Here is a 13,830-nt window from a genome sequence, read left to right as displayed (position 1 = left end):
TCCGCGGCGGACACGCACCGTCGGGGCCACGTCAGACCGGTGACGGTGGTCCCCGCCGGCCGGGATGCGCGCAGGGGGCATGCATCCCGGCCGGTTCCGCCGTGGCCGGGGCCGCAACCGCCCCGCGCCCGGGGTCACACGTCGTTGACGGGAGCGTTACCAGAGATCCACGATCGCCCCTCTAGCCGGGACGGTCGCACGCGGCTAGCGTCTAGGCATGGCACGGGGTTGTCCCGGGCCAGCCGGCCAGCCCGGACCTGCGACCTCGCACACGGGGCCCGCATCCGACCCCGTGTCCCCGGGCACCGGAGGAGGCGGAACGCGGGTGGCCGGGTGCCCATCCGCCGGAGCAGGCCTGTGACGACTCGCCGTACGACCGCCGGTGCCGACCAGACCCCGGCCGCGACTGCCACGACCCGCCGCGCCACCCGGAGCCGCCGTACGGCGGCCGCCGCGCCGGCCGACGCCAAGGAGCCCCGACCAGCAGGCCAGGCCTTCGTCCTGGACACCTCGGTGCTGCTCTCCGACCCCGCGGCCTTCCACCGGTTCGCCGAGCACGAGGTGGTGCTGCCGCTGGTGGTGATCTCCGAGCTGGAGGGCAAGCGGCACCATCCGGAGCTGGGCTGGTTCGCCCGGCAGTCCCTGCGCATGCTGGACGAGCTGCGGGTGCGGCACGGCCGGCTGGACCGGCCGGTGCCCGCCAACGACGCCGGCGGCACGTTGCGCGTGGAGCTGAACCACACCGACGACGGGGTGCTGCCGCCCGGCTTCCGCAACGAGAGCAACGACGCCCGGATCCTCTCCGTGGCGCTGAACCTGGCCGCCGAGGGGCGCGAGGTCACCCTGGTCAGCAAGGACATGCCACTGCGGGTCAAGGCCGCGTCGGTCGGCCTGCGTGCCGATGAGTACCGGCACGGCCAGGCCAGCGATCCCACCTGGACCGGGATGTCCGAACTGGAGCTGGCCGAGGAGGAGATCGGCCGGCTCTACGCCGGTGAGGCGCTCGACCTGGACGCGGCCGCCGGGCTGCCCTGCCACACCGGTCTGGTGCTGCAGTCCGCCCGGGGCTCCGCGCTCGCCCGGGTGCTGCCCGACAAGACGGTCCGGCTGGTCCGTGGCGACCGGGAGGCGTTCGGCGTGCACGGCCGCTCGGCCGAGCAGCGGATCGCCCTCGACCTGCTGCTGGACGAGTCGATCGGGATCGTGTCGCTGGGCGGCCGGGCCGGCACCGGCAAGTCGGCGCTCGCGCTCTGCGCCGGGTTGGAGGCGGTGATGGAGCGCCGCCGGCACCGCAAGGTGATCGTCTTCCGCCCGCTGTACGCGGTCGGCGGGCAGGAACTGGGCTACCTGCCCGGCTCGGAGTCGGAGAAGATGTCGCCCTGGGCGCAGGCGGTCTTCGACACCCTCGGCTCGGTGGTGCACGAGAACGTGCTGGAGGAGGTCACCTCGCGGGGCCTGCTGGAGGTGCTGCCGCTGACCCACATCCGGGGCCGTAGTCTGCACGACGCCTTCGTGATCGTGGACGAGGCGCAGTCGTTGGAGCGCGGGGTTCTGCTGACCGTGCTGTCCCGGATCGGTCAGGGCTCGCGGGTGGTGCTCACCCACGACGTGGCGCAGCGGGACAACCTCCGGGTCGGCCGGCACGACGGGGTGACCGCCGTCATCGAGGCGCTCAAGGGGCATCCGCTCTTCGCCCACGTCACGCTCAGCCGTTCGGAGCGTTCTCCGATCGCCGCGATGGTGACGGATCTGCTGGAGGACATCCCGACCTGACGGGCGATTCGAACCACTTTGTCCACATTTTCTTAGTGGCGCAAGTCACAATTGAGGCTCTTGGTTTCCCATCAGCCTCACTGTGCGCGATGGTGTCCCACGAGCGCCCAGGTACCGGGAAGATCGTTGGTGATCGTTCGTCACACGGCGGACGGCCCCGGCGGTGCGGCCCGGCGAGCCGGTCGTCACCGGCCCAGGGCCGCCGGCGCTCACGGCGTGGACCGCCCGGCCAGGGCGAATCCCGTGCCGTGTCCTTGCACCCGACGAAGGGACCACTTCGTGAGTCGGCTGTGGAGCCGGTTCGGCGCCCGCACGGCCGCTGTCGCGCTGCTCTCCGTGGGCGTTGCCGGCGGTTTCTACCTGGGCGAAGACCGGGAGACCCAGCAGCAGGGCCTGACCGCGCAGGCCGGAGTCGCGGTCGAGCAGGCCGAGTTCGACTACCAGCGCGAGCGGCAGGCCGCCCATCAGATGGAGTCGGCCAAGCAGCGGGCCGCCGAGTACCAGGCCAAGCTGCGCGCGGAGGCGGCCGCCAAGGAGGCCGCCAAGCGGGCCCGCGAGGCCGAGGCCGCCGCGGCGTCGCGGAAGAAGGCGCGGGAAGAGGCGGAGCGCGAGGCGGCGGAGAGCAAGCCGTACGACGGGCCGATCCCGGCGTCCTGCGCCGAGTTCAGCGGCAACCGCAAGGTCGGTTGCGCGCTGATGCTCGACGCCGGCTTCAAGATCGACCAGTTCCCCTGCCTGAACAAGCTCTGGGACAAGGAGAGCGGCTGGAACCACAAGGCCGAGAATCCCTCCTCCGGGGCATATGGCATCCCCCAGGCCCTGCCGGGCAGCAAGATGGGCTCGGTCGCCGACGACTGGCGGACCAACCCGGCCACCCAGATCAAGTGGGGCCTCGGCTACATCGAGGGCCGCTACGGCACTCCCTGCAAGGCGTGGGCGCACTCGCAGGACGTGGGCTGGTACTGATCGACCCTGGTCGGCGGGGCGGGTGGCACGCCACCCGCCCCGCCGCCGTTCCGCGTCCGCGGGCCGGGCCGTGAGTGGCGGTGGCCGGCGATTGCTGATAGCCATTGGAGGGTGACCCTGCTCCCCGGAAGCGGCGACCCGCACCGGTTCGGCACCGAGGCGTTCTACGCGGCGCTCGGCCGGGCCTTCGTCGCCATGTGCGCGGTGGTGCCGTTCCTCTTCCTCGTCGAGGCTGCCGACCAGGGTCTGGCCTTCGGATTGGACGCCGCCGCCGGGATCATCCCGCAGCGGATCGACGGGCTGGACGGGGTCTTCTTCTCACCGTTCCTGCACCACGGCTTCGACCACCTTTACAGCAACAGCATCCCGCTGATCCTGCTCGGCACCTTCGTGCTCGCCGCGGGCGCCCGCCGGTTCCTCTGGTCCACCCTGGTGATCGTGCTGGTCAGCGGGCTCGGGGTGTGGTTCACCGGCTCGCCCAACTCGGTGGTGGTGGGCGCCAGCGGGGTGATCTTCGGCTACCTCGGCATCCTGCTCACCCGGGGCATCGTCGAGCGCAGTTGGTGGAACTTCGCGGTCTTCCTGCTGGTCGGCCTCCTCTACGGCTGGCAACTGGTCGGCATCCTTCCCACCGACGACCGGATCTCCTGGCAGGGGCACCTGTTCGGGCTGCTCGGCGGGGTGGTGGCCGCGATCGTCTTCCGGCGCCGCCGCCCCGACCTCGGTGGCCCCTACCACTCCGAGTCCTCGCTCACCCTGCCCTGACCAGGGCGCCGGCGCCGCCCGCGGCGCGGTGGGACGTGCTTGCCCGGGCCGGCCGGCGGCCCTACCGTCGGGATCAGCACGCGTAGATCCGTGAGCGGAAAGCGACGGTACGCCCATGCGTGAGGTCGATGTCGCGGTGATCGGGGCCGGCCCGGCCGGGCTGTTCGCGGCGTACTACGCCGGGTTCCGCGGGTTGTCGGTCGCGGTGGTCGACGCGCTGCCCGAGCCCGGCGGGCAGATCACCGCCATGTACCCGGAGAAGCTCATCCACGACGTGGCCGGCTTTCCGTCGATCAAGGGGCGGGACCTGGTGACGAACCTGGTCGCCCAGGCCGCCCCGTTCGACCCGCTCTATCTGCTCGGCACCCGGGCCGAGAAGCTCAGCTACGCCGGCGAGCGGCCGGTGCTCGGGCTTGCCGGTGGCGAGCAGGTGAGCTGCGGCGCGGTCGTCATCACCGGCGGACTGGGCAGCTTCACACCCCGCCCGCTGCCGGTCGCCGAGCACTTCGTCGGCGCCGGGATCGTCTACTTCGTACCGCAGCCGGCCGAACTGGCCGGGCGGGACGTGCTGATCGTCGGCGGCGGCGACTCGGCGTTCGACTGGGCGGCCACCCTCCAGCCGCTGGCCCGGTCGGTGACCCTGGTGCACCGCCGGGAGAAGTTCCGGGCGCACGCCGCCACGGTGGCCCGGGTGCTGGCGCTGCCGGTACGGGTGGTGGTCAACGCCGAGGTGACCCGGCTGCACGGCGACGGTTCGGTGACCGGCGCCGAGATCACCGTACGCGGCGGTGCCGCCGAGACGCTGCCGGTGGACACCGTGATCGCCGCGCTCGGCTTCACCGCCGACCTCGGGCCGCTCGCCGAGTGGGGACTGCGGTTGGACCGCCGGCACATCGTGGTGGACAGCGCGATGGCGACCAACCTGCCCCGGATCTTCGCGGCCGGCGACATCACCGAGTACCCGGGCAAGGTGCGGCTGATCGCCACCGGCTTCGGCGAGGCCGCCACCGCGATCAACAACGCCGCGGTGGCCATCGACCCGAGCGCGCACCTCTTCCCCGGGCACTCCTCCGACGGCACCTGAGCGGGCGGTACGCAATCACGGCCGGTCCGTGTCCCGATCGCGACCGGCCGCTGGGACCGTGGCGGCATGAGCGCCCCCGTACCCCCGCGCGACGGCGCCCCCACGGCCCTGGCCTGGCTGGTCCACCCGGTGACGCTCGCCGGTCTGGCCCTGCTGCTGATCAACGACCAGCTGCTGAAGTCGGCCTTCCCCGGCCCGGCGACCGGCAAGCTCAGCGATGTCGCCGGCCTGGTGCTCGCGCCCCCACTGATCGCGGCGCTGATCACGCTGGCAGCTCCACGACTGCCGGACCGGACCGCCGTCGCGGTCGGGTTCGGCCTCGTCGGCGTCGGCTTCACCGCTGTCAAGTCCCACGCCTACCCGGCCGAACTCGCGTCGGCGGCGTGGACGGCGGTCGCCGGGCCGTCCCTCGTCCGGGCCGACCCCACCGACCTGCTCACCCTGCCCGCGCTCCTGCTGTCCTGGTGGGGCTGGACGCGGGCGCGCCGGGCTCCGCTGCGGTACCGCTCGGCCCGGCTGGTCCGCCTGCTGGTGGTACTGCCGACGGCCATGTTCGCGGTCGCCGCGACCAGCGCCGTGCATTATCCCTACGCCCTCGCCGCGGCGGTCGTCGACGGCCGGCCGGCGGTCGCCACCGGCGGCGGCTTCGCCGGCAACTGGCCACAGGAACCGTCGCAGTGGGCGTGGTCGGTCAGCGACGACGGGGCGGCGGGGTGGCGGGAGCCCGCGGAGGCGGAGCGACGGCAGCTGCACGAGCGGCGGGACGAACCACGGCGGATGGGATGCGCGCCGGACGTGCCGGCCCGGTGCTACCGGGTGGTCGCCGGGCGTCTCCGGGTGGAACAGAGCGACGACGCCGGCCGGACCTGGCGGATGGCCTGGGAGATCTCGGACGCGCAACGCGAGACGCTGGCCCGCCGCTACCCGGACCCGGGCGATGTGGACAAGCACTTCTCGTCCCGTCAGCTCGCGGTGGCGGCCGGGGCGGACGGTGGTCACCTGGTGGTGGTCGCGAACGGCCGGGACGGATACCTGGTGCGCCGCGCGGACGGCCGGTGGGAGCGGATCGGCTTCCCATCGTCGGACGGGTTCGCCGGCCCGTTCCGGGACGGTCCACCGACGCTCGGCGAGGTCGCGCCGGAACAGCGGCAGACGGACGCCCTGCTGGCTGCCGCGCTGGCGTTGACGCTCGGGTTCCTGGTGCTGGTGGCGGCCGCCCACGCCGCGCTGCGTCGGCTCGGTCGCGGAGCCGGTTGGGGGGTCGCCGCTCTGGTGGCGATGCTCCCGGTCGTCCTGCTGCTGGCGACGGGCTGGTCCAGGACCGATGACCTCGGCACGTGGTTCGCGGTGTTCGTGGTGGCGGCGCTCGGCGCGCTGGCCGCGTTCGTCCCGCTCGTGGTCGCGTGGCACCGGGGCGCCCAGGACGGCTGGTCGGGCGCGGTGTTCCGGGCCTTCCTGCTGACCGTCGCGCTGGCGGGCGTACCGGCTGCCGGATGGGTGCTGGGCACGCCGCCGCGCACCTGGATGACCGTGCTGCTGGCCGTCGTCGCAACCATGCCGGGGCTGTTGCTGGTGCGCCGGGCCGCCCGCCTGGTGCAGCCCTCGGACCGGACCCGCGGGGGCCGGCCGACCCGCCGTACCCGGCGCTCGCCTCGCACGGCTGAGCGGTGCCCTCCCCGGCCGGTCCGGCCGGGTTGGGTGTCGTGGCCGGCCGCTCGGGTCAGGTCGTGCGGGGCAGGCCGATGAGGTCGGCCATCAGCGCGATCTGGTGGTCGAAGTAGTCGTCCCGGTGTGGGAGCGCGCGGTTGATCCGGCCGAACAGCTCGAAGCTGATCAGCCCGAAGAGCTGGGTCCAGCCGGCCATGCCCCGGGCCAGCAGGGCCGCCGGCACACCGCCGCCCACCAGTGTGGACATCTCCGCCAGGTCGGCGCGGAGCGGGTCGGTCGGCTCGGTGGCCGGCGGCGGCTCGATCCGGCCGGCGGCGAACCCGTCCCGGAGGATGCCGACCAGGGTCAGCGGTGGCCGCTGGGCCGGCCCGATGGTGTCGTCGGGAGCGGCGTAACCGGGCACGGGGCTGCCGTAGAGCAGCGCGTACTCGGCGGGATGGGCGAGGGCCCAGCGGCGGGCCGCCCGGCAGGCAGCGTGCCAACGCCCGCGCAGGTCGAGGCGGTCCTGGCCGGCGTCCGCCGCCTCCACCGCGGCGCCGAGTGCGTCGTACGCCTCGATGATCAGGGCGGTGAGCAGGTCGTCGCGGCTGGGGAAGTAGCGGTAGATCGCCGACGAGACCATGCCCATGTCGCGGGCCACCGCCCGGAGGGAGAGGTTGGCGCCGTCGGTGGCCAGGTGCCGCCGGGCCACCGCCTTGATCTCGTCGATCATCTCGGCGCGGACCCGGGCGCGGATCGAGGACGCGGACATGCGTCCACCCTGCCACGATGAGAGCGCATATCAAAATCGAGAGCACTGCTCTTGACGAGTCCGTGGGAACGGGTCATTCTGGTGCCCGAAAGAGAGCACTGCTCTCGGAACGTACGACCGCTCTGGAGGACTCTGATGGCACTACACCTGATCGTCGGCGCCGGCCCCGTCGGCTCGGCCACCGCCCGACTGCTCGCCGACCGGGGCGAACGGGTGCGGCTGGTGACCCGCCGCGGCGGCGGGCCGGCCCACCCGGGCGTCGAGCGGATCGCGGCGGACGCCACGGACGCCGGGCGGCTGGCCGAGCTGGCCACCGGCGCGGCGACGCTCTACAACTGCGCGAACCCGGCCTACCACCGGTGGACCACCGACTGGCCGCCGCTGGCCGGCGCGATGCTGGCCGCCGCCGAGCGCAGCGGCGCGGTGCTGGCCACGGTCGGCAACCTCTACGGCTACGGCCCGGTGGACGCGCCGATGACGGAGTCGACGCCGCTGCGGCCGAACAGCGTGAAGGGGCAGGTCCGGGTGCGGATGTGGACGGACGCGCTGGCCGCGCACCGGGCCGGTCGGGTCCGGGTCACCGAAGTGCGGGGCTCGGACTACCTGGGCGCCGGCGCGCAGTCGATGATGACCATGCTGGTGCTGCCCCGGGTGGCAGCCGGCAAGCGGGCGCTGGTGCCGGCCGACCTGGACGCGCCGCACAGCTGGACGTACGTCGGGGACGTGGCCCGGACGCTGGTGGCCGTGGCCGGCGAAGAGCGCGGCTGGGGCCGGCCGTGGCACGTGCCGTCACCGCCGGCGGTCTCGATCCGGGAGCTGGCCGCCCGGGCGGCGGCCCTGGCCGGCGCGCCGGCGCCGCGGCTGGCCCGGATGCCCGGCCCGGTGTTCCGGCTCGGCGGGCTGTTCGATCCGACCGCGAAGGAGATGCGTGAGATGGCCTACCAGTTCGACCGGCCGTTCCTGCTCGACGCCACGGCCACCACGGCGACCTTCGGCATCGACCCCACGCCGCTCGACGACGCCCTCGCCGCCACCCTGCCCGCCCCGCACCCGGCCAGTGCCTGATCCACGGGCGTCCGACCCGCCCGCCCAGTGGGCCGGAGCAACGCCGGAGGGCGACCACCGGCCGCCCGGCCGCTCAGCGGGCCGGAGCGGACGCCTGACCAGGCGGCTACCGGCGGCCGGCCCGCTCGCTCAGCCGGTTTCCGGGCGGCGCACTGGTGGGCCGACGGCGGCCACCACCACCGCGGCCAGGGTCAGCGCCGCGCCCAGCAGGGTGGCCGGGCCGGGGTGCGAGGCCGCGGTGGGCAGCACCACGTCGACCAGGACCGCACCGACCACCTGGCCGGCGATGGTGGCCAGGCCGAGCAGCAGCACGCCGGTGAACCGGACGATCGCGGCGGCGACCGCGATGAACACGATGCCGATCGGGCCGCCGAGGTAGAGCCAGGGCTCGGTGGGCAGCCCACCGGCCGGGCGGCCGCGTACCGCCAGGTCGACGGCGAACGTGACGAGCAGGGCCAGCGTGCCGGCGGTGAAGTTGACCAGGGTGGCGGTCAGCGCGCTGCCGGTGGCCACCCGTACCCGGCCGTTGACCGCCTGCTGCCAGGCGATGGCCACCCCGGCGAGCAGCGGCAGCACGGCCAGCGCCAGCGCGGCCGGGTCGCCGAACCGGTCGCCGACGGCGAGCAGCACGGCGACCACGGTCAGCCCGGCGCCGGCCAGCCGCTGACCGGTGACCGGCTGCCGGCCGGCCGGGCCGACCCCGGCGCGGTCCACCGCCAGGCTGCTCGCCGACTGGCCGGCGACCACCGCCACGGTGAAGACCGCCACGCCGAGGGCGCCGATGGTCAACCCCTGGGTGGCCACCAGGAACGCGCCGCAGACCCCACCCAGGCACTGCACCGGCCGCAGCTCGCCGGCCGCCAGCGCGCGACGCAGGGCGGCCAGCCCGCGCCGCCCGGCCGGGGTGGCGGGCACCAGCACCAGCAGCACCAGCAGGCCCAGCCCGAAGGAGACCACCGCGGCGGCGATGCCGTCGGCCAGCCGTACGCCCAACTCGCCGTTGATCCGGGACTGCACGGCCACGGCGACCCCGGAGGCGATCGCCAAGCCCACCCCGACGATCCGGCGGGTCGCCGGCGGGACGGGTCGAACCGTCGTCCCGGCGGCGCTCACTCCTGCTCGGCCAGCGGACGGCCGTCGAAGTCGACGGCCGAGTAGAGGGCCAGCTTCTCCAGCCGGTGGTACGAGTCGATCACGCGGATGGTGCCGCTCTTCGAGCGCATCACGATCGACTGGGTGTACGCCCCACCCGCCTTGTAGCGGACCCCGCGCAGCAGGTCGCCGGAGGTGACGCCGGTGGCCACGAAGAAGCAGTTGTCCCCGGTGACCAGGTCGTCGGTGGTGAGCACCCGGTCCAGGTCGTGCCCGGCGGCGAGCGCCTTCTCCCGCTCCTCGTCGTCGCGCGGCCAGAGCTTGGCCTGCATCGCCCCGCCCATGCACTTGAGCGCGCAGGCGGCGGTGATGCCCTCCGGGGTACCGCCGATGCCCATCAGCACGTCGACGTCCGACTCGCCGCGGGCGGCGGCGATGGCCCCCGCGATGTCCCCGTCGGAGATGAACCGGATGCCGGCGCCGGCCCGGCGGATCTGCGCCACCAGGTCGTCGTGCCGGGACCGGTCGAGGACGCAGACCGTCACCTCGGAGATGTCGGTGCCCTTGACCTTGGCGATCCGGCGCAGGTTCTCGGCCACCCCGGCGTTGATGTCCACCACGTCGGCGTAGACCGGCCCGACGGCCAGCTTCTCCATGTAGAAGACCGCGCTGGGGTCGAACATCGCCCCCCGCTCGGCGACCGCGAGCACCGCCAGGGCGTTGGGCATGCCCTTGCTCATCAGGGTGGTGCCGTCGATCGGGTCGACCGCGACGTCCACCTCCGGGCCGGTGCCGTCGCCGACCTCCTCGCCGTTGAACAGCATCGGCGCGTTGTCCTTCTCGCCCTCGCCGATCACCACGACGCCCCGCATCGGGATCGAGTTGATCAGCTTGCGCATCGCGTCGACGGCGGCCCCGTCGCCGCCCTCCTTGTCGCCCCGGCCGACCCACCGGCCGGCGGCCATCGCCGCGGCTTCGGTGACCCGGACCAGGTCGAGGGCAAGGTTGCGGTCGAGATCCTGTGGGATCCGCGTCCTGGTGTTCGTCATGACGGCTCCTCCTCGCGACGGTGCGGGGTGGACCGGCAGCATTCCGTGTCGCGGCTGCCGGTTTGTCGCTGATCCTCACACGATGGCCGAGCCGGCGCCGGGGCGGGGCGGTGATGGCCCGGATACCGCCGGTCGGGCGGTGCGGGAAGATGGCCGGGTGGAACCCGCACAGCCTGCCGATCGCGTACCCGCCGACTCGACGCCGCCGGACGGCCAGCCGCCGGTGACGGAGGGCGGCCGACCCCCCGCCGCCGCCCCGGCCGGCGATCCGGCCCTGGTCGAGCCGGGCCCGGCTGCCCGCGTACCCGGGGCGGGGCCGACGCCGGCCGCCGGTCGCGCCGAGGCCGACGGGGCCGCCGAGACCGGGGAGGTGCCCGCTCCGCCGCCACGGGTGGACGCCGGCAAGTCCGAGCGGTCGCCCAAGGACATGGCCATCTCGCTGCTGGTGCTGCTGATCCCGATCGCCCTGCTGCTCGCCTTCTACCGGGGCTTCCTCGGCGGCGACCAGCCGGTCACCGTCGATGCGGCGCCGGCCGTCGAGTCGGCCCGGGCGGCCAACGCGTTCCCGGTGGCCGTCCCGGCCGACCTGGGCGACGGCTGGCGTACGGTCAGCGCCAACTTCCAGACCGTCGAGGGTGGGTCGACGCTGCGCCTGGGCTACCTCACGCCGGAGGGCCGGGGTGCCCAGCTGGTGCAGAGCAGCGTGCCCGCGGAGCGGCTGCTGCCGACCGAGCTGACCGACCAGGGCCAGCCGCAGGGGCAGACCGACCTGGGCGGACGCACCTGGCAGCGGTACACCGCCCGGGGCAACGAGCAGGCGCTGGTGCTGCTGGAGCCGACCCGGACGGTGATCGTGGTGGGCGACGCCCGGGACAACGAACTGCGTCACCTCGCCACCTCGCTGCGCTGATCGACCGGCGGGCGACGAGCACCCTGACCGGTCCCGGACCGGGAAACGGGGCGGCTTCGGCCGCCCCGTTTCCGCATGTCGGGGCCGAGTTCCGGCGGGCGCCGGCCGGTGGCCGTCACCGCGCCCGCGGCTCACCCGACCGGGGCAACCGGACAGAACGGTGATTGTGCGACGCGGCGGCAGGGAACAGGAGAGGAGCGGACTCGCCCGGCCGACTCCGGCGGGCCCGCGCGGCGTGGCCGACCGTGCTGCCGCGCCGCCCGGTTTCCGGCCGCCGCCAGGTGCGTCGGGTGACCCTCTTGGGAGACACAGATGACTGTTCGACGACTGGGTGCCGGCCTGGTGGCCGCCGCGCTCTTCACTCCCGGTCTCGCCGCCTGCAACGCCACCGGGACCCCTTCGGCGGGCTCCTCCGCCACCCCGACCGTCTCGGCGTCCGGGACCGCCTCCGGCGCCGCGTCCCCGGTGGCCGGTGACGCCAAGCAGGCGCTGCTGAACTCCACCCGGGAGATCAGCAATGGCAACTTCCGGTTCACCATGTCCGGCGCCGGTTCCACCGCGGAGGGGCAGGTGCACGAGCCGAGCCAGAGCGCTGAGATGCGGGTGACCGTCGGCGCGCCGACCGACGACCTGTTCATGAAGCTCGACCTCATCCACGCCCGCCCGGACAGCTGGGTCAAGCTGGAGCTGGGCGGGAAGACGGCCGGCAGCCTGCCCGCCGTGCAGAAGCTCAACCTGGGCAAGTACCAGCACCTCGACCAGACCCGGATCAAGGGCAACCGGAACCTCGGCTTCGACTTCGACAAGCTCGACCCGGCCGGCAGCGATGTGCTCACCCAGGGCATCACCGAGGTGCGGCAGACCGGCGAGGGCAGCTACGCCGGCACCATCGACGTGTCGAAGGCCGCCGAGGCCGGCTCGATGGACCCCGGTGTGATCACCGCGCTCGGCGCGCAGGCGAAGTCGGTGCCGTTCACCGCGCGGCTCGACGCGCAGGGCCGGCTCAGCGAGCTGGTCATCCAGATCCCGGCGGCCGGCCAGAACAAGGCGCAGGACGTCCGCATCACCTACTCCGACTACGGCAACGCCACCGCCGCCCGGAAGCCCCCCGCGGACCAGGTGGTCGAGGCCCCGCAGGAGCTGTACAACCTCTTCAACTGAGGTGACACGCGGTCGTGGTGGGCGCCTGTCCGCCCACCACGACCGGCGTGACGGTCAGCCGGCGGGTGTGACGGTCAGCCGGCGGGCGTGACGGTCAGTCGGCCGGCTGGCGGGCGGCGTCGATGCGGTCCCGGGCGCCGTCGAGCCAGCGCTGGCAGATCACCGCGAGCGCCTCGCCGCGCTCCCACAGCGCCAGCGACTCCTCCAGCGAGGTGCCGCCGGCCTCCAGCCGCTCGACCACGGACGCCAGTTCGGCGCGGGCCTGCTCGTAGCTGAGCCGCTCGTCGTTCTTCTCGTCAGTCATCGCTGCCATCCCACCACATCGTGCCTGCGGCCCGGCTCATCCGTCGACCGTCGCGGCCAGCTCGCCCTCGGCGAGCCGGACCCGCAGCGGGTCACCCTTGGCCACCTCGGACGCGGCGCGTACCACGTGGCCGTCGGCGCGCTGGACGATCGCGTACCCCCGGTCGAGGGTGGCGGCGGGGGAGAGGGCGCGCAGCCGGGCCAGGGTGTGCCGCAGGTCGTCGCTGGCGGCGGCGAGCCGGTGGTCGAGGCAGCGGTCGGCGCGCTGGCGCAGCGCGGTGACCTCGGTGGCCCGCTGCTCGACCATCACCTCCGGTCGGGCCAGCACCGGGCGGGAGCGCAGCCCGTCGAGCCGGTGCGACTCGCGGTCGACCAGGTTGCGCACCGCCCGTTCCAGCCGGTGCCGGGCCTGGCCGATGAGGCGTACCTCCTCGGTGAGGTCGGGGACGACCCGCTTGGCCGCGTCGGTGGGGGTGGAGGCGCGCAGGTCGGCGACGTAGTCGACCAGCGGCGCGTCCGTCTCGTGGCCGATCGCGCTGACCACCGGCGTACGGCAGGCGAAGACGGCCCGGCAGAGCGCCTCGTCGGAGAAGGGGAGCAGGTCCTCGATGCTGCCGCCGCCCCGGGCCAGGATGATCACGTCGATGGTCGGGTCGGCGTCCAGCACCTTGAGCGCGTCGACGATCTGCGGGACGGCGCTGGGCCCCTGCACGGCGACGTTGACGGTGCGGAACTCCACCGCCGGCCAGCGCCGCCGGGCGTTGGTCAGCACGTCCCGCTCGGCGGCCGAGGCGCGGCCGGTGATCAGCCCGATCCGGTTGGGCAGGAACGGCGGGCGGCGCTTGCGGGCCCGGTCGAAGAGCCCCTCGGCGGCGAGCAGCTTCTTGAGCTTCTCCAGCCGGGCCAGCAGCTCGCCGAGGCCGACCTGCCGGATCTCGTCGGCGCGCAGGCTCAGCGTGCCCCGGGCGGCGTAGAACTCGGGCTTGGCGTGCAGCACCACCCGGGCGCCCTCGCGCAGCTCGGGCGCGCCGGCGTCGAGGACGTCGCGGTTGGTGGTGACGGTCAGGCTCAGGTCGGCCGACGGGTCCCGCAGGGTGAGGAAGACGGTGGTGGCGCCGGGCCGGCGGCTGATCTGGGCCACCTGCCCGTCCACCCACACCCACCCCAGCCGGGCGATCCACTGCCCGACCTTCTGGCTCACCACCCGGACCGGCCACGGCTCCTCGGAGCTGCTCTTCCCGCC

Annotated in this window: 13 protein-coding genes; 8 read left to right on the top strand and 5 right to left on the bottom strand. The window is 74.2% G+C overall.

Features of this window, described 5'->3' with window-relative positions; all coding sequences use genetic code 11:
• The first annotated feature begins 357 nt into the window (after positions 1-357).
• The 5 genes from DLJ47_RS17370 (at position 358) to DLJ47_RS17350 (ending at position 6,334) form a co-directional block, all read left to right on the top strand.
• Positions 358-1,773, top strand: a complete 1,416-nt coding sequence (locus tag DLJ47_RS17370; protein WP_109901013.1) for a PhoH family protein — start codon at positions 358-360, stop codon at positions 1,771-1,773.
• Positions 1,774-2,052: 279 nt separating this feature from the next.
• Entirely contained in the window at positions 2,053-2,739 is a 687-nt protein-coding gene (locus tag DLJ47_RS17365; protein ID WP_109901012.1) for an aggregation-promoting factor C-terminal-like domain-containing protein, read from the top strand.
• A gap of 111 nt (positions 2,740-2,850) precedes the next feature.
• Positions 2,851-3,504, top strand: a complete 654-nt coding sequence (locus tag DLJ47_RS17360) for a rhomboid family intramembrane serine protease (protein ID WP_088996008.1) — start codon at positions 2,851-2,853, stop codon at positions 3,502-3,504.
• 115 nt (positions 3,505-3,619) lie between these two features.
• Complete coding sequence (locus DLJ47_RS17355; RefSeq protein ID WP_109901011.1) at positions 3,620-4,588, top strand: NAD(P)/FAD-dependent oxidoreductase; 969 nt, start codon at positions 3,620-3,622, stop codon at positions 4,586-4,588.
• Positions 4,589-4,654: 66 nt separating this feature from the next.
• On the top strand, positions 4,655-6,334 hold the full coding sequence (locus DLJ47_RS17350; protein WP_109901010.1) for a hypothetical protein: 1,680 nt from the start codon (positions 4,655-4,657) through the stop codon (positions 6,332-6,334).
• Here DLJ47_RS17350 and DLJ47_RS17345 read toward each other — a convergent pair.
• Complete coding sequence (locus DLJ47_RS17345) at positions 6,309-7,007, bottom strand: TetR/AcrR family transcriptional regulator (RefSeq protein WP_109901009.1); 699 nt, start codon at positions 7,005-7,007, stop codon at positions 6,309-6,311. The genes DLJ47_RS17350 and DLJ47_RS17345 overlap by 26 nt on opposite strands.
• Before the next feature lie 135 nt (positions 7,008-7,142).
• Here DLJ47_RS17345 and DLJ47_RS17340 point away from each other — a divergent pair, with 135 nt between their 5' ends.
• Positions 7,143-8,072: an NAD-dependent epimerase/dehydratase family protein gene (locus tag DLJ47_RS17340; protein ID WP_109901008.1), complete on the top strand. Its 930-nt coding sequence runs from the start codon at positions 7,143-7,145 to the stop codon at positions 8,070-8,072.
• Between the two features lie 129 nt (positions 8,073-8,201).
• On the opposite strand, the gene DLJ47_RS17335 is transcribed toward DLJ47_RS17340, so the two are convergent.
• Together DLJ47_RS17335 and glpX are read right to left on the bottom strand one after the other, a co-directional pair.
• Positions 8,202-9,185 (bottom strand): DMT family transporter, encoded by a 984-nt coding sequence (locus DLJ47_RS17335; RefSeq protein WP_109901007.1) that lies wholly within the window; start codon positions 9,183-9,185, stop codon positions 8,202-8,204.
• A complete protein-coding gene (gene glpX, locus DLJ47_RS17330; protein WP_088996002.1) occupies positions 9,182-10,213 on the bottom strand; it encodes a class II fructose-bisphosphatase in 1,032 nt (343 codons plus the stop codon). The genes DLJ47_RS17335 and glpX overlap by 4 nt, the downstream gene beginning before the upstream one ends.
• Positions 10,214-10,370: 157 nt before the next feature.
• Between glpX and DLJ47_RS17325 the strand changes: the two genes are divergently transcribed.
• Complete coding sequence (locus DLJ47_RS17325; protein WP_109901006.1) at positions 10,371-11,123, top strand: DUF4245 domain-containing protein; 753 nt, start codon at positions 10,371-10,373, stop codon at positions 11,121-11,123.
• Positions 11,124-11,435: 312 nt separating this feature from the next.
• Positions 11,436-12,284, top strand: a complete 849-nt coding sequence (locus DLJ47_RS17320) for a hypothetical protein (protein ID WP_109901005.1) — start codon at positions 11,436-11,438, stop codon at positions 12,282-12,284.
• Between the two features lie 94 nt (positions 12,285-12,378).
• Here DLJ47_RS17320 and DLJ47_RS17315 read toward each other — a convergent pair whose 3' ends face one another.
• Positions 12,379-12,588 (bottom strand): exodeoxyribonuclease VII small subunit, encoded by a 210-nt coding sequence (locus tag DLJ47_RS17315; RefSeq protein ID WP_109901062.1) that lies wholly within the window; start codon positions 12,586-12,588, stop codon positions 12,379-12,381.
• 36 nt (positions 12,589-12,624) lie between these two features.
• Positions 12,625-13,830: exodeoxyribonuclease VII large subunit (gene xseA, locus DLJ47_RS17310; RefSeq protein ID WP_233257868.1), on the bottom strand; the 1,206-nt coding region annotated here is incomplete at its 5' end.

This window comes from Micromonospora sp. S4605, assembly GCF_003176715.1.
In the GTDB taxonomy this organism is placed as follows: Bacteria; Actinomycetota; Actinomycetes; order Mycobacteriales; family Micromonosporaceae; genus Micromonospora; species Micromonospora echinaurantiaca.
Note: the sequence above shows the minus strand (reverse complement) of the source record. Positions and strands in the feature narration are given on the sequence as shown.